The organism is Vibrio sp. 10N.222.51.C5 (assembly GCF_041474575.1).
GTDB classification, from domain to species: domain Bacteria; phylum Pseudomonadota; class Gammaproteobacteria; order Enterobacterales; family Vibrionaceae; genus Vibrio; species Vibrio crassostreae_C.
Map to the genome: position 1 here is coordinate 39,532 of NZ_JBFRUJ010000053.1, position 22,289 is coordinate 61,820.

General features: G+C 45.2%; 19 protein-coding genes. 10 read left to right on the forward strand and 9 right to left on the reverse strand.

The window, feature by feature from the left end:
- Positions 1-439: 439 nt before the first annotated feature.
- Positions 440-1,369, reverse strand: coding sequence for an agmatinase (gene speB / locus AB4558_RS16745; RefSeq protein WP_102425818.1), 930 nt, complete (start codon positions 1,367-1,369; stop codon positions 440-442).
- A complete protein-coding gene (speA, locus tag AB4558_RS16750) occupies positions 1,369-3,276 on the reverse strand; it encodes an arginine decarboxylase (protein WP_372073755.1) in 1,908 nt (635 codons plus the stop codon). Before speA ends, speB begins: the two co-directional genes overlap by 1 nt.
- A 561-nt stretch (positions 3,277-3,837) precedes the next feature.
- Between speA and AB4558_RS16755 the strand changes: the two genes are divergently transcribed.
- The 4 genes from AB4558_RS16755 (at position 3,838) to AB4558_RS16770 (ending at position 9,258) form a co-directional block, all read left to right on the forward strand.
- Positions 3,838-5,274, forward strand: a complete 1,437-nt coding sequence (locus AB4558_RS16755) for a coniferyl aldehyde dehydrogenase (RefSeq protein WP_372073753.1) — start codon at positions 3,838-3,840, stop codon at positions 5,272-5,274.
- Complete coding sequence (locus AB4558_RS16760) at positions 5,271-5,849, forward strand: TetR/AcrR family transcriptional regulator (RefSeq protein WP_372073751.1); 579 nt, start codon at positions 5,271-5,273, stop codon at positions 5,847-5,849. The genes AB4558_RS16755 and AB4558_RS16760 overlap by 4 nt, the downstream gene beginning before the upstream one ends.
- A 480-nt stretch (positions 5,850-6,329) precedes the next feature.
- Positions 6,330-7,904 (forward strand): ABC-F family ATP-binding cassette domain-containing protein, encoded by a 1,575-nt coding sequence (locus AB4558_RS16765; protein ID WP_372073750.1) that lies wholly within the window; start codon positions 6,330-6,332, stop codon positions 7,902-7,904.
- A gap of 115 nt (positions 7,905-8,019) precedes the next feature.
- Positions 8,020-9,258 carry a leucine-rich repeat-containing protein kinase family protein gene (locus AB4558_RS16770; RefSeq protein WP_372073748.1) on the forward strand — a complete coding sequence of 413 codons (1,239 nt, stop codon included), beginning with the start codon at positions 8,020-8,022 and terminating at the stop codon, positions 9,256-9,258.
- Positions 9,259-9,339: 81 nt separating this feature from the next.
- Here the strand turns inward: AB4558_RS16770 and AB4558_RS16775 are convergent, their stop codons facing one another.
- From AB4558_RS16775 to AB4558_RS16805, 7 genes are all read right to left on the reverse strand, one after another.
- Positions 9,340-9,789 carry a hypothetical protein gene (locus AB4558_RS16775; protein ID WP_017063604.1) on the reverse strand — a complete coding sequence of 150 codons (450 nt, stop codon included), beginning with the start codon at positions 9,787-9,789 and terminating at the stop codon, positions 9,340-9,342.
- A gap of 68 nt (positions 9,790-9,857) precedes the next feature.
- A complete protein-coding gene (gene yqfB, locus AB4558_RS16780) occupies positions 9,858-10,172 on the reverse strand; it encodes a N(4)-acetylcytidine aminohydrolase (RefSeq protein ID WP_017063603.1) in 315 nt (104 codons plus the stop codon).
- 203 nt (positions 10,173-10,375) lie between these two features.
- Positions 10,376-10,729, reverse strand: a complete 354-nt coding sequence (rplT, locus tag AB4558_RS16785) for a 50S ribosomal protein L20 (protein WP_004733517.1) — start codon at positions 10,727-10,729, stop codon at positions 10,376-10,378.
- 42 nt (positions 10,730-10,771) lie between these two features.
- Positions 10,772-10,966: a 50S ribosomal protein L35 gene (rpmI, locus tag AB4558_RS16790; RefSeq protein ID WP_004738430.1), complete on the reverse strand. Its 195-nt coding sequence runs from the start codon at positions 10,964-10,966 to the stop codon at positions 10,772-10,774.
- 104 nt (positions 10,967-11,070) lie between these two features.
- On the reverse strand, positions 11,071-11,622 hold the full coding sequence (gene infC / locus AB4558_RS16795; protein WP_076654893.1) for a translation initiation factor IF-3: 552 nt from the start codon (positions 11,620-11,622) through the stop codon (positions 11,071-11,073).
- A gap of 2 nt (positions 11,623-11,624) precedes the next feature.
- Positions 11,625-13,553 (reverse strand): threonine--tRNA ligase, encoded by a 1,929-nt coding sequence (gene thrS, locus AB4558_RS16800; RefSeq protein ID WP_017059786.1) that lies wholly within the window; start codon positions 13,551-13,553, stop codon positions 11,625-11,627.
- A gap of 383 nt (positions 13,554-13,936) precedes the next feature.
- Positions 13,937-14,680 carry a sporulation protein gene (locus AB4558_RS16805; protein WP_372073746.1) on the reverse strand — a complete coding sequence of 248 codons (744 nt, stop codon included), beginning with the start codon at positions 14,678-14,680 and terminating at the stop codon, positions 13,937-13,939.
- A gap of 181 nt (positions 14,681-14,861) precedes the next feature.
- Here AB4558_RS16805 and hutC point away from each other — a divergent pair, with 181 nt between their 5' ends.
- From hutC to AB4558_RS16835, 6 genes are all read left to right on the forward strand, one after another.
- The gene (gene hutC / locus AB4558_RS16810; RefSeq protein ID WP_017059778.1) at positions 14,862-15,575 is read left to right on the forward strand and encodes a histidine utilization repressor; all 714 of its coding nucleotides are present in this window, start codon (positions 14,862-14,864) and stop codon (positions 15,573-15,575) included.
- 113 nt (positions 15,576-15,688) lie between these two features.
- Complete coding sequence (gene hutI, locus AB4558_RS16815) at positions 15,689-16,939, forward strand: imidazolonepropionase (protein ID WP_372073744.1); 1,251 nt, start codon at positions 15,689-15,691, stop codon at positions 16,937-16,939.
- Positions 16,926-17,954, forward strand: a complete 1,029-nt coding sequence (gene hutG, locus AB4558_RS16820) for a formimidoylglutamase (RefSeq protein ID WP_102393420.1) — start codon at positions 16,926-16,928, stop codon at positions 17,952-17,954. The genes hutI and hutG overlap by 14 nt, the downstream gene beginning before the upstream one ends.
- Positions 17,955-18,026: 72 nt before the next feature.
- Positions 18,027-19,721, forward strand: a complete 1,695-nt coding sequence (hutU, locus tag AB4558_RS16825) for a urocanate hydratase (protein ID WP_017063597.1) — start codon at positions 18,027-18,029, stop codon at positions 19,719-19,721.
- Between the two features lie 14 nt (positions 19,722-19,735).
- Entirely contained in the window at positions 19,736-21,268 is a 1,533-nt protein-coding gene (hutH, locus tag AB4558_RS16830; protein WP_017067090.1) for a histidine ammonia-lyase, read from the forward strand.
- A 211-nt stretch (positions 21,269-21,479) separates the two neighbouring features.
- The gene (locus AB4558_RS16835) at positions 21,480-22,205 is read left to right on the forward strand and encodes a DUF3581 domain-containing protein (RefSeq protein ID WP_016792117.1); all 726 of its coding nucleotides are present in this window, start codon (positions 21,480-21,482) and stop codon (positions 22,203-22,205) included.
- Positions 22,206-22,289 lie beyond the last annotated feature (84 nt).

A 22,289-nucleotide genomic window follows, 5' to 3' on the forward strand; every position in this document is an offset into this window, starting at 1 on the left:
CTCTTCTTACAAATAAGTCTATTTTCTTAGGGTTTCCTGAACACTAGTTAAAAGTTAGTAGGGCGCTGATTTATATGCAAATAAACTCACACTTTGATTGCGCCTCATTATTTATAAATATATACAGCAATAAAGTTGATAAATCATTAGCAAATAGGGGGCATTAATTGAGGCTAACTATGCGTTTATAGCAAAGCAGAAGTAATTCCCATTTATGAGACACTAATCAGAGGAAAGGTGATGAAATTCGAATCAAAAACAATCAAATAAGTTGCATAAAGCGTATCTGTCGGAATTTTAACCAATTGATAAATAACTGCTACCCACTTCAATTTGGTCACAGGTTCTTTTCTGGAAGTGATAAACAAAAAAGCCCACCAAGTTAAACCTGGTGGGCTTTTGAATCAGTATGCAGCGTTATGCTGTTAGCTGTAAAAGATTATGATTTAGCGAGGCGATTCGCCGTCCAAACATAAAGTAATTCAAGTGCAATCGTCGCGCCAGCCAATGCAGTAATCTCACTTTGGTCATACGCCGGAGAAACTTCTACAACGTCCATGCCGACCATGTTGATACCCTGCAAACCACGGATAATTTTCAGAACTTTATCTGAGTTCAAACCACCACACACTGGCGTACCAGTACCCGGCGCAAAAGCAGGATCTAGACAATCGATATCAAACGTTAGGTAAACTGGCTTGTCACCAACAATACCTTTCACTTGAGCAATGATCTCGTCTACACTCATGTCATTCGCTTGCATCGCATTGATGACATTAAAGCCGTGACCTTCTTGCTTATACTCGGTACGAATACCAATTTGCACTGAATGTTCAGGCGAAATTAAACCTTCGTTTGGTGCATGGTAGAACATGGTGCCGTGATCGTAACGACTGCCTTGGTTGTAAGTGTCGGTATGTGCATCGAAGTGAATCAACGCCATCTCGCCATATTTCTTACCATACGCTCTTAGCAAAGGCAGTGTAATGAAGTGATCGCCACCTAAACCTAACAGAGTTTTACCGCTATTTAGAATCGCATCAGCCGCCGCTTCTAAACGCTGAGTTAGGTCTTCTGCATCACCACAATCGAATACAAGATCGCCAGCGTCAATTACCGAGGTGTGTTCAAATACATTGAAGTCCCACGGGAATTTTTTACCTTCCCACGCCAGGTTCACAGAAGCACGACGAATCGCATCAGGGCCCATACGTGCACCCGGACGACCAGATGTCGCCATATCTAGCGGCGCACCCAACACAACCACATCAGCGTCGTTGTCGATTGGGTTTTGAACTAATGGACGACGCATAAACGTCATCGCATTGGAGTACAGCGAGTAATCTGGTTTCGTAAATAGATCGTTCATTAAAAATCCTCAAGATAGGTGTAACCCATCAAGCCTTGCTCTAACTCTTCAAGTACGCTCTGCTGCTCTTGCGCTGGTACTTTAGCCGTGACCAATTCTTTGTAGTTCTGACGAATTAGGTCCATATCGATATGAACATAACGCATCATGTCTTCTACTGTGTCGCCTTCGTTGATGTAGTCAATGTTCGCTTCTCCGCTTTCATCAACATTCACCACAACACTGTGCGTATCACCAAATAGGTTATGCATATCGCCCAAGATCTCTTGGTACGCGCCTACTAGGAAGAAGCCCATTAGGTATGGTTCATCTGGGTTCCACGCTGGCACTGGCAATGTTGTTTCAATGCCTTGACCATCAACATACTGGTCAATCGTACCGTCAGAGTCACAAGTGATGTCCAACACCACAGCACGACGCTCATCCGCATTATCTAAACCGCTCAGTGGCAATACAGGGAACACCTGATCAATACCCCAAGCATCTGGCAATGACTGGAATAGTGAAAAGTTCACGAAGAACTTGTCCGCTAAACGCTCGCTCAACTCATCCAAAATTGGACGGTGGTAACGGTTCTTTGTGCTCATGCGAGTGCTAAGCTCGTAGTTAATACGCAAAGACATTTGCTCTGCCCAAGCACGATGCTGAAGATTCAGCATACCGGTCGCAAATTGGTTGTGCGCTTCTGCAATATCGCTCTGAGTGTCGTTATAGATCTCAATCAACGCACGGTCATCATTACCAGCATCGAGCTCTAAGAAGTTCTTCCACATGTTGTTTAGCAACAGTGGTGCGTCTGCTTCTGGCGCAGCCATATCTTCCGGTGAGTAGCTTTCAGTACCAATCACGTTGGTGATCAACACAGCATGGTGCGCAGTCAGTGAGCGACCAGACTCCGAAATAATCACAGGTTGTGGCTGATTGTAGAGTTTACAAATATCCCCTACTGTCATCACGATGTTACGAGCGTACTCAAGCAAGCCGTAATTCATTGAGTTTGAAGATTGGCTACGCGTGCCGTCGTAATCGACTGCCAAGCCACCACCAACATCTAAGAACTTCAGTTGAGCGCCAATATCACGCAGTTCACAGTAGAAACGAGCCGCTTCACTCACGCCATTTCGCACGTCACGAATGTTTGCCATTTGTGAACCTAGGTGGAAGTGCACGAGTTCAAGTACATCCAGCTGGTCTTCGACTTTCAAGCGTTCGATAACAGTAAGCACTTGTGATGCAGACAAACCGAATTTCGACTTCTCACCACCACTTGCTTGCCATTTACCTGCACCTTGAGAAGCAAGACGAATACGTAAACCCAAACGAGGTTTTACGCCAAGTGCTTTCGCTTCAGAAAGAACAAGATCAAGCTCAGACAACTTCTCTAGAACGATAAAGACTTTGTGGCCTAGCTTTTCGCCAATCAGTGCAAGGCGGATGTATTCTCTGTCTTTGTAACCGTTACACACGATCACAGAGCTCGCTTTTTGAGCCAACGCCAGTACCGCTAATAGTTCAGGTTTGCTGCCCGCCTCTAGTCCTAGCTGCTTTTGCTCTAATTGAGCTTGGCTCGCTAAGATCTCATCAACCACTTCTTTTTGTTGGTTAACTTTAATCGGATAAACAAGTAGGTAACGATTGTCGTACTGATATTCGTCGATCGCTTGGTTAAATGCGTTACAGATATTGTGCACACGTTGATGCACGATTTGAGGAAAACGCACAAGAGCAGGTAAACCAATATTTCTTTGCTCTAACTGTTTTACGATCTTACTTAGTGGGACTTGATGATCCGTCTCGCTCGGTGAAACATACACCTCACCGTTATCATCAATTCCATAAAAACCTTGGCTCCAGTGCTTTACATTATACTCAGCACGGATGCGTTCCAAATTAACCGAATTTTCCAATTCTAGAGACCTCACACTATAGGGCCATCGACAGAAGATACCTCTTTGGAATAGCGAGGTATAACCCAACAAAAAGCGTTCAAAAACGATTTGTTGGCTGCATTAACCGATATTATTAAGAGCGAGTCCAACCATTGATATTTGTGGTGACGATTACGTTTTTTTATCGACAGATCGACTTAAAATGACAGGTAAGGAATTACAAGGTTTTAGGGTAAAAAACAGGCTGAAGCGCATTAAATATAAAGCAATTTCTCACATTAAATTAGGGAGAAAAAATGTGCAGAAACCAAAAGATTTTTAGTAAATTGAGTGAGGTTAAGTCAGAGTTGTGACAAATATAAGCACTTCACAATCTGAACTCTCGCTATCACCAACACAGCTTGTGTCCCGCGATTCGATGCCGATAAACACTTCATTCTTCCTACTAGAACTCGCTCACTTCAATGTTGTAACCGCTCAATTTTTGAACTTTTCTCGCGCATATCTTGTATTCGGTTCAATCTTCTTGTAATTTTAACTGACCAACCAATCGGTCAGCCTTCGAATTTAGGGGATACTATGAGCCATAATCTAGACCTTGAACCAAACACGTCGAGCACCAACGACATGGATCAAATATTCAACCGACAACAAGATCACTACCGTAACAACGTTAATCCAACACTTGATCAGAGACGAAATGATCTCTCAGTCTTGAAAAAACTATTAATGCGCTACCAAGAGCAGTTAATTGAAGCAGTATCTGAAGATTATGGCCATCGAGCAAAGCACGACAGCTTGATTGCTGATATCACCCCTTCTCTTCACCAGATCAATTACAGCGTGAAGAACCTTAAGAAGTGGTTGAAGCCATCGCGCCGCAAAGCTGGTTTGATGCTAACGCCAGCAAAGATCACGGTTCATTATCAGCCAGTAGGTGTGGTTGGTATCATCGTGCCTTGGAACTTCCCAGTCATGCTCTCTTTAGGCCCTCTGATCACAGCGTTAGCAGCGGGCAACACGGCGATGCTCAAGATGTCGGAGTTTACTCCAGCGACCAACCGAGTTTTAAAAGCGATGTTGGCCGAAGGCTTTAGTGAAGATCAGGTTGCGATTATCGAAGGCGAAGCTGACGTTTCCGCTAAATTTAGCCAACTGCCGTTTGACCATATCCTTTTCACAGGCTCAACCGCTGTGGGTAAACACGTTATGAGAGCAGCGGCTAACAACTTAACACCAGTTACCTTGGAATTAGGCGGCAAATCTCCAACCATCATTGCCCCTGACTTTGATGTGGCTGACGCTGTTGAACGTATCTTGTTTGCCAAGAGTCTAAACGCTGGCCAGATATGTGTAGCGCCTGATTACATCTTATTGCCGCGAGAAAAATCAGACGAGTTCATCACAGCCTATAAGCGTTATTTCAAGAAGCTTTATAAAGCCGGTATTGAGAGCAAAGACTTAACCTCAGTGATCAACATGCGCCAATACAATCGCTTGAAAGGTGTCATTGAAGACGCACAAGCCAAAGGCGCGGTTATTCACACGGTAACCGAACAAGCACAAGACGATGTAAACCACAGAATGACGCCGCACCTTCTCACCGAAGTGAACGATGAGATGCTCGCGATGCAAGAAGAGCTGTTTGGTCCTGTTTTGCCTATCGTGCCTTATGATTCCATCGAAGAAGCAATCAATTACATCACAGAGAGAGAACGCCCACTGGCTCTGTACCTAATGAGCCATAATAAAGAAACCCAAGACAAGCTTTTATCAGACACGCACTCTGGCGGTGTTTGTATTAACGACTCGCTAGTGCATGTGGCAGCAGAAGACGCGCCGTTCGGTGGCATTGGCCCTTCAGGCATGGGACACTATCACGGCATTGAAGGCTTCAAGACCTTTAGCCATGCCAAAACCGTTCTAAGCAGAGGAAAAATCAACTTCACCAAGTTAATGCATCCTCCTTACAACAACCCAATCAAGAAACTGATGTTCAAAGTACTCAATAGATGATCACCAAAAGACAAAAAATCCTAGATGCTGCACTCTTGCTATTCTCTCAACAGGGGCTAGAGGGCACATCTACTGGACAAATAGCGAAAACAGCTGGTGTGGCGAAAGCGACGCTGTTCCACCACTTCGAAAACAAATCTCTATTGATTGATGAACTGTTTCGCGAGCTGAAGTTAGAGCTATTCTCGACCCTTCAACCGCACACTGATGTGGCAGTAGAAGATCGCTACCAAGCCTTTAAGTTCATGTGGTTCTCAGGGATTGAGTGGGCATTAGAGAATCCAGTTGCGATGAAGTTCTTCACCAATGTTCATTTCGACCCAACGACTCAAACTCGAGAAATGATTGTTTCACAGATGTTCGCATCGTTAGACGAGATCATTTTGAAAGGGCAAGAGGATGGTGAATTAATGGTGTTAGACATTAACCTTGTGAGGCACTTCATCCATAGCCACTTTCTGATTTGTGCAAACTGGCTGATTGAACAAAGCGAGTCTCCACCAGAGCAAACATCGAAGTACATCAACGATAGCTTTGATATGTGTTGGCGAGCTGTCGGCGGACAAAACCTGTAATTTGCACATTATTTGAAGCTCTTGCTTTCAAAGAACACTCTAAAGCGCCTCATAGTTGTATAGGCGCTTTAATTATTTGAACACAATTTAATCACCTCAACATATTGACTCAGAGTACTTTCTTTCAGTACCACCCCACCATCATTTCAAAAGAGAATAACGCCATAATGAAGTACTAACATCCTGACATCCGATTTATTTTTATAAAAATCATTTGGACACTCGGGGTTAGTGGGCGTTACTTCGTCATCTATTTTCGCGACAAATCAAGCTCTTAAAGATCCGTTTTTTGACAAGCTACATCTTTAAGATCAGTACGTTAAAGACAGGAATCAGATCAGCACTCTATTTCCTATCTTTGATTGGTACGCTACCTAAGTAACGTCTTTGGCGATCTATACATAGAATTCTATGTAGGGTTCTATATAGAAAAAGCGCCTCACCCCTTTTACTCGTTTACACGTAAAGGGAGGTATTTTTATGCCTACTATATTAGCCAACAATCTCTCATTCCAACTCGATACTGGTGAGTGGTTATTCAAAGACATCACCTTTAATTTGAGCACTCGCCTCACCGGCCTAGTCGGAAGGAATGGGGCTGGAAAGTCACTACTTCTTTCGTTACTGATCGGGCAAAAACAGCCCACAACAGGCAGTATTTCGCGCCAAGGTTCGATCGGCTTTTACTCTCAGTTGCCATCAACGCTACTGGATTCCGCCACCACCATCGCTGACTTCTTAGGGCTCACCGAAAAGTTAGATGCATTAAAAGCGATAGAGCAAGGTAGCTGCGAACTGCAGCACTTCAATATCGTTGGAGATGATTGGGATTTAGAGACACGTACCCAGCAGTTGCTAGGTACACTCAAAATCACTAGTGATTTGAACACGCATTGTTGCTCTTTGAGTGGTGGGCAACTTGCCCTGTTACAGCTTCATCGGCTATTCGTATCAAATAACGACATACTGATCCTCGATGAGCCTTCGAACCATTTGGATAACGATGGACGCAATTGGGTACTCGAACAGTGCCAGTTGTTTGAAGGCAAAGTGCTTGTCGTCAGCCATGATCGAAGCTTATTGAGACAAATGGACGGGATCTACCATCTCAATAGCTTGGGCGTACGTTTCTATAAAGGAAATTATGATGATTACTTCAAACAAGTGTCTAGCCAAAGCGAAGCGCTCAACAAACAGATCGCGCATCATCAGTCCGAAAAGAAACGACTCGAGCGTCAAGCTCAAGCCAACAAGGAAAAGGCGCAGCAGCGAGAATCTCAGGGAAACCGACTCAGAAAGTCAGGTAGCCAACCCAAGATCTTATTGGATGCGATGAAAGATAAAGCAGGACAAAGCCAAGCCGCGTCTGCGACAAGCCAAAGGAACCTCATTGACCAAAACCAACATAAACTTCAGTCGCTTAAAGAACTGAAGGAACGGCTGAAACCACAAGCTTTGTATCTACAGCAAAGTAATAGCAGTAAAAAGAGCTCTTTGTTAACCGTTGAAAACTGCCGCCTTATTTACGGCTCAGGTGCGCCAATCAGTTTCTCTTTATCACAAGGGGAACGGTGTTATCTAACCGGTGCTAATGGGTGTGGAAAGTCGACACTGTTAAAAGCGATTCACGGTCAACACGCCAATTATAAAGGCTCGATCAAGCGCTTGGGGGCGACCGTCTATTTGGATCAACACTTTGGCCTGTTAGACACCAACGATACGATGTTCGATAGTTTAATAACGCATAGCTTTGGATTAACAGAGAGCGACGCGCGAACCCTGCTAGCGAGAATTGGATTCAGGCGAGACTCAGTATATCGAAAAGTCGCTCACCTCAGTGGTGGCGAGAAAATGAAATTGGCGATGTTGATTGTCAGCCATAAACAGGATGCCCCACTTCTTTTGCTTGATGAACCAGACAATCACTTGGACATAGACTCGAAGCAAATATTGGCGTCCGCTTTACGTGAATACCAGGGTGCATTCATCTTGGTCAGTCATGATAGCGATTTTGTTGAGGAGGTCGGCGTTAGCCAAAACCATATACAGCTTTAACCTTCGTAAATTCGTTCACTTAGTTTAGTTAGGCGAGTATTCTTCCGGATACTCGCCTTTCTTGATTGAGACAAGTAAACTACGCGCCTCGAACATCTATTCATAAGGCTAAGGTTTGCATACTCTAGAACAATTAAAATCAGGGCAACTTAAAGGTATTAAGCGCTTAAAACTGTCGGAAAGTCTCACCGAGTTTCCTCTAGAAATCATAGAGCTTGCAGATTCTCTTGAGATCCTAGACCTTTCAGGTAATCAGCTGTCAGACCTACCAGCCGAGTTATCAAAGCTAACTAACCTGCGTATTATCTTCGCGTCGAATAACCTGTTTACGCACCTGCCTGATGTTCTAGGGTCACTTCCTAAGCTCGAAATGGTTGGCTTCAAAACCAACCAAATCAAAACCGTTAGCGAACAATCTCTGCCGACTCAACTACGTTGGTTAATCCTGACCGACAATGAGATTGAGGCCCTGCCTAGCTCACTAGGTGAAAGACCGCGACTACAGAAACTGGCATTGGCGGGTAACAAGATTCGCGTGTTACCAGAAAGCATGGAAAACCTATCCAACCTTGAGCTAGTTCGCCTGTCTGCAAACCAGTTGACTGAATTCCCAGAGTTCCTTATCAAGCTACCAAAACTGGCTTGGTTAGCGTTTGCGGGTAACCCGTTTTGCAAACACCCTAGCAGCTTAGATAGCGTGCCTGCGGTTAGCTCTCAAAGCTATTCACTGAATCAAGTACTTGGCCAAGGCGCATCTGGCGTGATCTCGCATGCAAGCTGGCTAAACAGCGACTTCGATTTTCCACAGGAAGTGGCGGTTAAAGTGTTTAAAGGCGAAGTCACCAGTGACGGCTACCCACATGATGAACTGGAAGCGTGCTTGCAGGCTGGACACCATAACAACTTGGTAAAATCTATCGCCCAAGTAGAGGAACAAGATTACCTAGCTTTGGTGATGGAACTCATTCCAAACAGCTACTACAACCTAGGGCTACCACCAACACTCGAGACTTGCACGCGTGATACTTTCCCAGAAGGTTTCGAACTTTCAATTGCTCAAATCAATAGCATTACAGAGCAGATGATTGATGTGTTTGAACACCTTCATGCCAATAAAGTCTCTCATGGTGATCTATACGCTCACAACACTTTAGTGAACGAACAAGGTCAGATGATCTTTGGTGACTTTGGCGCTGCGACTATCTACGGCTACCTAACTGAAGAACATCAACAAGGTATTCGCCGAATTGAAGCACGTGCATTGAAGTACTTTATTGAAGACCTACTGACGATTTGTGCAAAGCAAGATCAAGACAGCGAGCTTTATACTCGATTGGCGAACTTCGAAGCTTAATAGAAGTATTCAGTCAGATTGAAGACAACAAAGCCAACATCACTGTTGGCTTTTTTATATGCTAATTAAACGAACCAGCGTTTAGCTTTCAACTTGAACAAGCTTCAAGTACGAATGCAGCTCTCCGCTCTTATACTCAACCGCAGAGTGAATATTAAGGTCAGCACGAGCCACAACAGCAAACTGGTAGCAGTTCTCACCCTTCAGAATCTCGACGTGTAACAAACCGTCTTTTAGTTGCCACTGCCCTGTTGTTTCAAATCGGTCGAACAAACGATATTCAATCAAAGAACCGTCAGCATTGAAGTGCACTTCAGTGATGTAACCGCCGGGGCAGCTCTTCACCCAAACTCGATTCTCGATATCACTGACCGTAAAGTTACGCCTTGTGTCACGCCACGCTAGAAAGCCTTCGCTATCATAAAGAGCAATGTCGAGATCAGTTCTAGAGATTAACGGCTGCTCATTTTGCTCACGACAATAAAGTTGAAGCAAAATTTGCTGAACTGTTTCGCTCTGTAATTCACTCATTGTGGCTTCCCTTTATCATTGCTCTGCGTTAGACGCAGTATTGATCAACAAATTCTATTTAAAGCGGGCTACACAAGCTCGTAAGAAACCACATACAGTTGAGAGATACCCGGGTAGATATCTTGAATCACGTCTTTCAGTACTTGCAGCGTCATGTTCTCTTGCTGAGCATGGAACTCACCTAAGTCATCAAACAAAATTGGCTCAACGCTGATGATCTTAAGATTACAGAACACACGGTCTTGCTCTAGCGTCGATACTTCCACAACACTGCCTGGCTGGTAGTCTCGCTCAGATTCATCACGAATAGTAATCGTCTTCTTGCCAGATAGGATGTCAGTTTCAAAACGTTCGAAGAACGTCATAGTGGTCGGTGCGGTCATTTATTTCGGTCGCTTTACATTTAAAGGTTAGGTAAATGTTTATATACCAGAATGCGTGTTCAAGCGAATAAAAATTAGGTGCGGGATGCGAGATGCGAGATGCGAGATGCGAGATGCGAGAGAGTATGGCAAAGCCAAATTACAGGCAATAAAAAAGGAGAACCGAAGTTCTCCTTTTCTTAAACCTTTAAGCTAACTCTAAATTATAGAGATGCTTTCGCTTTTTCAACTAGAACAGCAAATGCTGCTTTGTCGAATACTGCGATGTCAGCAAGAATCTTACGGTCGATCTCGATAGATGCTTTCTTTAGGCCATTGATGAAACGGCTGTAAGATAGACCATTTTGACGAGATGCCGCGTTGATACGTGCAATCCAAAGTTGACGGAATTGACGTTTCTTGTTGCGACGGTCACGGTAAGCGTATTGACCAGCTTTGGTAACTGCTTGGAAAGCTACGCGGTAAACACGTGAACGTGCTCCGTAGTAACCTTTAGCTTGTTTTAGAACTTTCTTATGACGTGCACGAGCTTGTACACCACGTTTTACGCGAGGCATTATGCTTCTCCTAAACTAAACGAATTTATAAACTAAAAAGAATTAAGCGTATGGCATCATACGTAGAACTTGAGCAACTTCACATTTAGGAAGGATCGAGTTCGGACGTAGCTGACGCTTGTTCTTAGTAGTACGCTTAGTCAGGATGTGACGTTTACCAGCGTGCTTAAACTTAATACCACCAGCAGTTTTCTGGAAACGCTTAGCAGCACCTTTGTTGGTTTTCATCTTAGGCATGATGAATAACTCCGCATTGTTGAGTTGTTAATAACATAGTAATTAGGGCGAATAAAACCCCGCAACCTGAGGCTGCAGGGTTCAATTACTTGCAAAGCCGTTAATTACTTCTTTTTAGGGGCCAACACCATGATCATCTGGCGACCTTCAATTCTCGTTGGGAAAGATTCGACTACTGCAAATTCTTCAGTATCCGCTTTCAAACGATTAAGAACGTCAACACCGATTTCTTGGTGAGCCATTTCGCGGCCACGGAAGCGAATTGTTACCTTCACTTTGTTGCCGTCTTCTAGGAAACCAGTCAGGTTGCGTAGTTTTACCTGATAGTCTCCAATATCAGTTCCAGGTCGGAATTTAATTTCCTTGATCTGAACCTGCTTTTGCTTCTTCTTCTGCTCTTTCGCAGCTTTGCTCTTCTCGAAGAGGAACTTACCGTAGTCCATCACACGACAAACTGGCGGCTCGGCGTTAGGGCTGATCTCTACAAGATCCATACCAGCTTCATTTGCAGCTTCCATCGCTTCAGCGATTGATACTACACCAACAGCTTCGCCGTCTGCGCCAGTTAGACGCACTTCACGAACGCCACGAATGTCACCGTTTAAACGGTGCTGGTTTTGTTTGGCCGGTTGTTGGCCACGTCTTCCGCCTTTAATAGCTATTCCTCCAGATTGAGCTTACGGCTTGAAACCTCGGCTTGGATGTATGAAATAAAGTCATCCACTTTAAATTTGCCAAGGTCCTTACCTTTACGTGTACGTACTGCAATTTCGCCGGCTTCCATTTCTTGGTCACCACACACAAGCATGAACGGTACACGTTTCAAAGTATGTTCGCGGATTTTAAAGCCAATCTTCTCATTTCTCAAGTCTGCTTTGACTCTAAATCCACTTTTTTGCAGTTTTTTCGTAATTTCTTGTACATATTCAGACTGTTTGTCTGTAATGCCCATTACAACTGCTTGTTCTGGCGCCAACCACGTTGGGAAGAAGCCAGCGTATTCTTCAATAAGAATACCAATGAAGCGTTCTAGTGAACCTAAAATCGCGCGGTGGATCATAACTGGCGTGTGACGCTCGTTATCTTCACCTACGTAAGTAGCACCTAAACGTTCTGGTAATGCAAAATCGAGCTGCACTGTACCACATTGCCAAGCGCGGTCCAAACAATCATGCAAAGTAAATTCAATCTTAGGTCCGTAGAACGCACCCTCGCCTTCTTGAATCTCGTATGCAATGTCCATTGCCTCTAGCGCTTGCTTAAGGTCAGCCTCTGCACGGTCCCACATTTCGTCTGAACCTACACGCTGTTCTGGACGAGTAGATAGCTTAACAACGATGCTTTCGAAGCCGAAAGTTGTGTAAGTATCGTAAACCATTTCAATACAAGCTTTAACTTCTTGTTGAACTTGGTCTTCAGTACAGAATACGTGAGCATCATCTTGAGTGAAGCCACGAACACGCATAATGCCGTGAAGTGCGCCAGACGGCTCGTTACGGTGACATGAGCCGAACTCAGCCATACGTAGCGGTAGATCACGGTAAGATTTCAAACCTTGGTTGAAGATTTGAACGTGACCAGGACAGTTCATTGGCTTGATAGCGTATTCACGGTTCTCTGAAGAAGTAGTGAACATCGCTTCAGCGTACTTATCCCAGTGACCAGAGCGTTCCCAAAGAACACGGTCCATCATTAATGGGCCTTTAACTTCTTGGTAATCGTACTCAGTCAGTTTTTGACGAATAAATACTTCTAGCTCACGGAAGATAGTCCAACCGTTGTGGTGCCAGAACACCATGCCTGGTGCTTCTTGCTGCATGTGGAATAGGTCAAGCGCTTTACCGATTTTACGGTGGTCACGTTTAGCCGCTTCTTCTAGGCGCACAAGGTGAGCTTTAAGTGCCTTCTTGTCGTGGAATGCAGTGCCGTAGATACGTTGAAGCATCTTGTTGTCACTGTTACCACGCCAGTATGCACCCGCTACGTTAAGTAGAGTGAAGTGCTGGCAGAAGCTCATGTTAGGCACGTGTGGACCACGACACATATCGATGTATTCTTCGTGATGGTACAGGCCTGGACGATCGTCTTTAGAAACGTTCTCGTCCAAGATCTCAATCTTGTAAGTCTCGCCGCGAGCTTCGAATGCGTCGCGCGCTTCCTGCCAGCTAACTTTCTTCTTAACAACCTGGTATTTGGTCTTCGCTAGCTCTTTCATGCGCTTTTCGATCTTTTCTAGATCGTCTTGCGTTAGAGAGTGCTCAAGATCGATATCGTAGTAGAAACCGTTATCGATAGTAGGACCGATCGCCATTTTCGCTTCTGGAAAAAGCTGCTTAACCGCGTGGCCTAAAAGGTGAGCACAAGAGTGACGAACGATCTCAAGGCCATCAACTTCATCTTTAGCAGTGATGATTTCTAGGCTTGCATCGTTTTCGATAAGATCACAAGCATCAACTCGCTCGCCGTCTACACGACCAGCAATGGTTGCTTTCGCAAGACCAGGACCGATTGATAGGGCAACATCTAGAGTTGATACAGGGTTGTCAAATTGACGCTGACTACCGTCAGGAAGAGTAATAATTGGCATTATTTGTCCTTTACAGTGGTGTTGCACACCAAGCAACACATGAAAATGTTTAATATATGTCTTTCAATCAACGAGTACGCTGATTGGGGATATATGCATAATAAATATACCCACATAGAAGCAAATACAGATGCCCTATTTGTAGGTATCCGAGCATTGTAACGAAATAATATAAAATGACAATGTTAGTCCCGCAGCACCACAAAACTATATGACTGAAATGTCTCTTCTATATAGATCCTTCTAACGCCTAACCCATAGTTCAATCAGTAATTCGTTGGCTTTATCTACAATACAAAAAAGCCGAACGGATAAGTTCGGCTATAGAAATCGTACTGTCTTGTCTCTATTAATAGAAAAAGCGACTACTAACAGAAAGGGAACTACGCACTCATGATTCTTGATACAGCGTTGCGAATGTCTGAGTCGGCCGCATTAGCAGGTAAGCTGAATGAGATGTATTGGTCGCCGCGGAAGCTCATTGAGCGGTCGATTTCTGCTAGGCAGTGAACCATTGAACCTTCAACGATGAATGACAGCTCGATCTCTTTATTATTCATGAAGCCGCCGCTGCGAAACTCAATCTCTTGGTAACAGCCCGAACGAGAAGCAAAGCTGTTGCCTTTTAAGAAGCCCTTCTCTACGTCTGCTTTCACCATTGCCATACCTGATGCTTCCACGCCTCGGATGATTTTAGCCACTGTTGGCAATGGGTGTACGGAGATAAAGTCACGGTCTTTAGGGTCAATCGCGAAGCCTATATCTAGGTTGGTTTCAACCCACACATGGCATTGGTTCATTTGTGCGTTCAACGCGGTGACTGGCGTTTCATCATTTAACTTAAGACGGAATGGAACCAGTTTGGTTTCGCCCGGTTGGATAACGAAAGGCTCTACGGCTTGAATACGACCCAGTGAAAAGGTTTCGTAGCTGGTGCTATCTTCCGTTTCTACTTTTACTTCTGTGTTGAGAACCAAGTTGATCAGGTCGATTTGTTGCTCAACGTCACCACCAACAATGTGAACATTGCCAGACAACTCTCCACCTTGGAAAACTTCAATATTATCTAAGACAGTATCAACCTTTGCTGCACCGATGCCCAACGAGGCCTTTAATTTCTTAAACATATTATTTCCCTTTCTAATTATCTGATTTACGAATAGTTATTGCGTGACAATTTGCGACACTTGCCTCACAGAATCAAGCAATTTGCCCCATCTATGTTGAATAAGGTCACATTGCCCGAGGAAATGTTGAAATCGTGAAAAATTCCGTTACTCTATTTGTATAGTCAAATAAGGTTTCATTATGTCGAAAGCACCGCTCTACCTTCAGATAAAACAGTTCATAGATGACAAGATCAGCAGTGGTCATTGGCCGGTGGGTTACCAAATCACCACAGAACTCGAACTTACCGAGCAGTTCAATGTGAGTCGAATGACGGTCAATAAAGCCATTCGAGATCTTGTGTCTGAAGGCAAGCTCATCAGGAAACCAAGACTGGGGACTTTTGTTTGTGAACCCGACGAAAAAGCGCAATCTCCGTTGCTTGATATCAACAACATAGCGCAAGAGATCAAAGACCGAGGCCAAACGTATACTAGCCAAGTTATCAAGCACGATAGTATCAAGGCTGATGAAAGCACGGCTACACGGTTAGGTGTGATGATTAACGCAGAAGTGTTCTATAGTGAAATCATACACTTTGCGGACAACGCACCGATTCAATTGGAAGCGCGCTGGGTGAACTCTCAAGCCGCTCCAAAATACCTAGAGCAAGACTTTTCAACCTCTACGCCCAACGAATACCTTTCAAAAAGCTGCCCGTTAAGTGCTATCGAGCACACGGTTGAAGCCATTATTCCAGATTCTCAAATCAGAACGTCACTAAAGCTATCTGAATCAGAACCTTGCCTTCTTTTGAATAGAAGAACATGGAGCAAAGAACGCCTCATCAGCTTTGCATTGCTCTACCATCCTGGCTCTAAGTACAAATTAAGCTCCAAGATACTTCTAGATTAAAGAACATCATCCTGATCGCCGATCACATTTTTGCAACATCAACTTGATTCGGGTCAGCGTTTAGCCTATTTATTTGTATATACATTTAATATTTAGCAAAGATCTAGGTGATTATGAATTTGATCCTCAAAAACGCACGAGTGGTCTCCATGAGTTCGGGAGCCGACGGTTATCAGTCCTCTTCCCCTCAAGATATCGTTATCGAAGACGGTAAGATCGTGTCTATCTCTTGTTCAAACCATGAGGCTCATGCTTATGAGGTAGAACAACCGAGCACTGATAACTCTGCGGATTACATCACCTATGATTGCAAAAACAAGCTCGTTACCCCAGGTCTGATTGATTGCCACACTCACCTCGTATTTGCAGGCAATCGCGCCAACGAATTTGAACAGCGTTTGAATGGTATCTCTTACACCGACATCGCCAAACAAGGCGGCGGGATTCTTGCGACAGTCACTGCAACACGCGCAGCGCAAGAGTCTGAACTGGTTGAAATGGCACTACCTAGACTCGATGGCCTGCTAAGAAGTGGCGTAACCAGCATCGAAGTAAAATCGGGCTATGGTTTAACACTTGAAGACGAACTCAAGATGTTACGTGCAGCTAAAGCGTTAGAAAATCATCGCCGAATTAAGATCACTACCACTCTCCTTGCAGCACACGCAGTACCGCCAGAATACAAAGAACAACCAGATCGTTACATAGATCTGGTTTGCCAAGAGATCATTCCTAAAGCTGCGGGGCAAGGGCTCGCCGATGCCGTTGACGTGTTCTGCGAATCTATCGGCTTCAACTTAGAACAAACCGAACGTGTATTTGCAGCTGCCAAAGCACATGGGCTAGCGATTAAAGGTCACACTGAACAACTTTCAAATATGGGCGGCAGTGCGCTCGCAGCTAAATACGGTGCACTCTCTGTCGACCATGTTGAATACCTTGATGAAACCGGAGTAAAAGCACTGGCAGAATCAGGCACAGTCGCCACCTTATTACCCGGGGCTTTCTACTTCTTGAAAGAGACTCAACAGCCACCTATTGCTTTACTTCGTGAACACAAAATCCCAATGGCGATCGCGACCGACCTAAACCCCGGCACATCTCCCTTTGCAGACTTAACGCTGATGATGAACATGAGCTGCACCCTGTTTGGTACGACGCCTGAAGAAGCGCTACGCGGTGTAACTTGTAACGCGGCGGCTGCCATTGGTGAGTCACAAACCAAAGGCAAAGTCGAAATCGGTTATGCCGCAGATTTGGCTATCTGGAACATCGACCACCCTGCAGATCTAAGCTATCAAGTCGGTGTTCCTCACCTGCATAAACGCATTGTTAATGGCGAGGTGTGTCATGACTCAATCTAAATCCAACGGTATCCAAGAGAACGCAACAACCGTGCATAACTTTGTGTGGACCGGACGTAATGATCTTGAAGATGGCGCACTCGGTACTCGCGTTCATCACATTACCAAGCAAGTGCAAAGTAGTGAGTTAAGTGACAAGCTGACTGACGGTGATATCGCCTTGGTAGGCTTTGCCAGCGATGCCGGTGTTGCAAGAAATAAAGGACGCGTGGGCGCGAAACAAGCACCTAACTTGATACGCCAAGCGTTGGCGAATATGGCTTGGCACAGTGACGCACACATCGCCGATCTTGGTGATATCGAGTGCAATGATGGTCAATTAGAAGTCAGCCAAAAACAGTGTGCTTCTGTGATTGCCAATGCCTTAGCAACCAACAAAGTGATTACCCTTGGCGGTGGTCACGAGGTGGCTTGGGCAACGTTCCAAGGTCTCGCTGAGCACCTAAATAAAATTCAATCAGAACACAATCCTAAGATCGGCATCGTTAATTTTGATGCTCACTTTGATCTTCGTGAATTTGAAAGCGACATCACCGATGTTAAACCGAGCTCCGGCACGCCTTTTAACCAGATCAGTGATTACTGCCACGCACATCAATGGCCGTTTCATTACGCTTGTCTTGGTGTGAGTGCCGCCAGCAATACCAAAGCGCTGTTTAACAAAGCTGACCAACTGGGCGTGTGGTATGAACACGACCGCAACATGACCCAAGTGAATCAAGTCGCTCAACTGATCAAGTTACAAAAATTCATCGTTGAGTGTGATTATCTCTATCTCACCATTGATCTCGATGTTTTCCCCGCAGCTACTGCGCCGGGCGTAAGTGCACCAGCGGCAAGAGGCGTGAGCTATGAAGCGCTTGCTCCTTTTCTAGAACAGATTTTCCAACACAGTGAAAAACTCATTATCGCGGACATAGCGGAATACAACCCAGACTACGACGTCGATGGCCAAACGGCTCGATTAGCGGCTCGTTTATGTTGGGATATTGCCAGTGCAATGGCCAGCGACTAATCCAGCTATACCGATAACTACAACTACAACTACAACTACAACGATATAACGTGAAACAGAAGGAATTCCAAAATGACGGAACACCACAACAGTGACCCTCGTCTCGACACGACTCGCGAAATTCGCGCACCTCACGGCACCACTTTGCGCGCTAAATCTTGGTTAACAGAAGCACCACTGCGTATGCTGATGAACAACCTAGACCCTGATGTGGCAGAACACCCACATGCACTGGTTGTGTATGGCGGTATTGGTCGCGCGGCACGTGATTGGAAATGTTATGACAAAATTGTTGAAGTATTAGAGCGTTTAGAGGACGACCAAACGTTACTTGTTCAATCCGGTAAACCTGTGGGCGTGTTCCCGACTCATAAAAACGCACCTCGCGTACTGATCGCTAACTCGAACCTTGTTCCACACTGGGCGAACTGGGAACACTTCAACGAGCTCGATAAAGAAGGCTTGATGATGTACGGCCAAATGACCGCGGGCAGCTGGATCTACATTGGTTCACAAGGCATCGTTCAAGGTACTTACGAAACCTTTGTCGCTATCGCGAAGAAGCACTTCCAAGGTGAAGCAAACGGCAAGTGGGTTCTAACGGGCGGTCTTGGTGGAATGGGCGGCGCTCAACCTCTTGCTGCAACGATGGCTGGCTTCTCAATGATCGCAGTGGAGTGTGATGAATCACGAATCGACTACCGCTTGCGTACTGGCTATGTAGACAAAAAAGCCACCAGCTTAGATGAAGCGATGGCAATGATTAAAGAGTCAGACACGCCAATCTCTGTTGGCTTATTAGGTAACGCCGCAGACGTCTTCCCAGAGTTAGTTGAACGCAATATCACACCTGATGTGGTGACTGACCAAACCTCTGCCCACGATCCTCTTAACGGCTACTTGCCGCAAGGTTGGACGATGGAGAAAGCCGCACAAGAGCGCTCCATTGATGAAGCAAAAGTGGTGAAAGCCGCTAAGCAATCTATGGCGATTCAAGTACAAGCGATGTTAGACCTGCAATACCGCGGCGCAGCGACCGTGGATTACGGTAATAACATTCGCCAAATGGCACTGGAAGAAGGCGTAGAAAACGCGTTTGATTTCCCAGGTTTCGTTCCGGCTTATATTCGACCTTTATTCTGCGAAGGTATTGGTCCTTTCCGTTGGGCGGCACTATCTGGTGACCCAGAAGACATCTACAAAACAGACCAAAAAGTAAAAGAACTGATTCCAGACAACCCACATCTACATAACTGGCTAGATATGGCGCGTGAACGCATTCAGTTCCAAGGCCTGCCAGCGCGTATTTGTTGGGTTGGCTTGAAAGATCGTGAACGCTTAGGCCAAGCATTCAATGAAATGGTGAAAAATGGCGAACTGAAAGCACCAGTTGTTATCGGTCGTGACCACCTAGATTCAGGTTCAGTAGCAAGCCCGAACCGCGAAACAGAAGGCATGATGGATGGATCAGATGCCGTATCAGATTGGCCTCTATTGAATGCCCTTCTGAACACAGCGGGCGGCGCAACTTGGGTTTCTTTGCACCACGGTGGTGGCGTTGGTATGGGCTTCTCGCAACACTCAGGCATGGTGATTTGTTGTGACGGCAGTGAAGATGCATCACAGCGTATTGCTCGCGTACTTCACAATGACCCAGCAACCGGCGTTATGCGTCATGCTGATGCAGGTTACGATATTGCCAAGCAATGTGCCAAAGAGCAGAAGCTTGATTTACCTATGCTAAACGAAGAACTTCGTCGCCTTTAATGTCTGGAGAGAACATGTTGAACTTATTACTTAAGCCAGGACTTCTTGGCCTATCTGAACTTCGAAAAATCAGCCGTAGCCCTGTGAACTTATCACTCGATCCTGCAGCAATCCCGGATATCGAAGCGAGCATGCAAGTTGTCGAACAAGTGATTGCTGAAGACCGCACTGTGTATGGCATCAACACGGGTTTTGGCTTATTAGCAAACACCAAGATTGCGCCTGAAGATCTCGAAGTTCTACAGAAAAGTATCGTACTTTCTCACGCTGCGGGCATTGGCAAGTTCATGTCTGATGAAACCGTACGCTTGATGATGGTATTGAAGATTAACAGCTTGTCTCGCGGTTACTCTGGTATCCGCCTCAAAGTGATTAACGCTCTTATCGATCTTGTGAACGCGCAGGTTTACCCGTGTGTTCCACAAAAAGGATCAGTAGGCGCATCTGGAGATCTTGCTCCCCTCGCCCACATGAGTACCGTTCTGCTAGGTGAAGGCCAAGCACGCCACAACGGCAAGATCATCACTGGCTTAGAAGCAATGCAGATCGCAGGTCTTGAACCAATCACACTTGCGCCGAAAGAAGGCTTAGCGCTGTTAAACGGCACACAAGCATCGACTGCCTTTGCATTAGAAGGTCTGTTCGCAGCGGAAGACTTGTTTGCGTCTGCAACCGTATGTGGTGCAATGTCTGTTGAAGCTGCACTGGGTAGTCGTCGTCCGTTTGACCCTCGAATTCATCGCGTTCGTGGTCATCGTGGTCAAATGGATGCCGCGCTTGCTTATCGCCATATGCTTGATCAAAAGAGTGAGATTGGTGAATCACACACTTGCTGTGAAAAGGTTCAAGACCCTTACTCGTTGCGCTGTCAGCCTCAAGTGATGGGTGCCTGTTTACAGCAAATTCGTAATTCAGCAGAAACGTTAAACGTTGAAGCGAACTCGGTATCGGATAACCCACTGGTATTTGCTGAAGACGGCGACATTATTTCAGGTGGTAACTTCCACGCAGAACCTGTGGCAATGGCAGCGGATAACCTAGCACTTGCGATTGCAGAAATTGGTAGCCTTTCTGAACGAAGAATGGCACTGCTGATTGATAGCGCACTAAGCAAACTTCCACCTTTCTTAGTCGATAACGGCGGCGTTAACTCAGGCTTTATGATTGCTCAAGTAACGTCTGCTGCTCTGGCAAGCGAGAATAAAACACTGGCACACCCAGCTTCAGTAGACAGCCTTCCAACATCGGCAAACCAAGAAGATCATGTATCTATGGCAACCTTTGCGGGTCGTCGACTGCGTGACATGGCAGAAAACACCCGTGGCATCTTGGCTGTTGAATACTTAGCAGCAGCACAAGGCTTGGATTTTAGAGCACCAAATCTCTCTTCTCCTCGAGTAGAAGAAGCAAAACAGATACTGCGCGAGAAAGTCAGCTTCTACGACAAAGACCGTTACTTCTCACCTGATATCGAGCAAGCAAATCTACTGCTCAAATTATCAGTGCATAACCATCTAATGCCAGAAGGCCTACTGTGTAGCTTCTAAGGTTTGGCGAAATAGCACGTCATATAAACAGGGGCTATTGATTAGCCCTTGTTGCATTGAATCCAAGCCCCTATTCCCCTCAAAATCGTCACATACCATCCAACGTATTTATCTAATCGACTGATATATAAGCAAAGTTAACTGGATAGACCATTAGATCGAAGTTAGTTAGCTATAATCCACCCCAGATTTGATGACTAATAGCGATACTATGTTTCTGACACCTTACTTTTCTACTGAAGACAATCAATTTCAATTCACTCGTGAACAAGCTAGCCACTTTGCTAAAAAAGTAGCTGCTGACTTCAACCCAATTCACGATGAAGACAACAAGCGCTTCTGCGTGCCTGGCGATCTTTTGTTTGCAGTTCTTCTGCAGAAAGAAGGCATCAGCCAAAAAATGCGTTTTGATTTTTCAGGTATGGTGGGTAACGGTATTGCGCTTAGCGTTGACAACAAATGTGAGAAAGAAAGCTCACTGGTTGACGAGAAAGGCAAAGAGTACCTACACATGTCTTGTGAAGGTGAAAAGAGCCACGACCAAGCATTCATCGAGCACGTGGTAACAAACTACGTTAAGTTCTCTGGCATGAACTTCCCACACATCATGGTTCCTCTTATGGAAGAACAACAAATGATGATCAACTGCCAACGTCCTCTAGTGATTTACGAGAGCATGGAAGTTGAATTTACTCGCCTAGACCTGTCTCACCCAGAAGTTGAATTCTCTGGCGCGACTTTTGATGTTGAAGGAAAACGTGGCATCGTGACCCTGAACTTCGATTTCAAAGAAGACGGCGAAGTAGTAGGTAAAGGCGTGAAGCGTATGGTAGCAAGTGGCCTTAAGCCATACGACCAAGCTTCTGTAGACGACCTAGTAAACCGCTTCAACGAACGCAAAGAGATGTTTCTAGCTCAGTTCACAGCAGCTGCTTAATCAGCTCTAGAACAAGATCAATAAAGCCCAGCTTGATAATCTCAAGCTGGGCTTTTTTATTTCGATTGTCCCGTCCTGAAATGT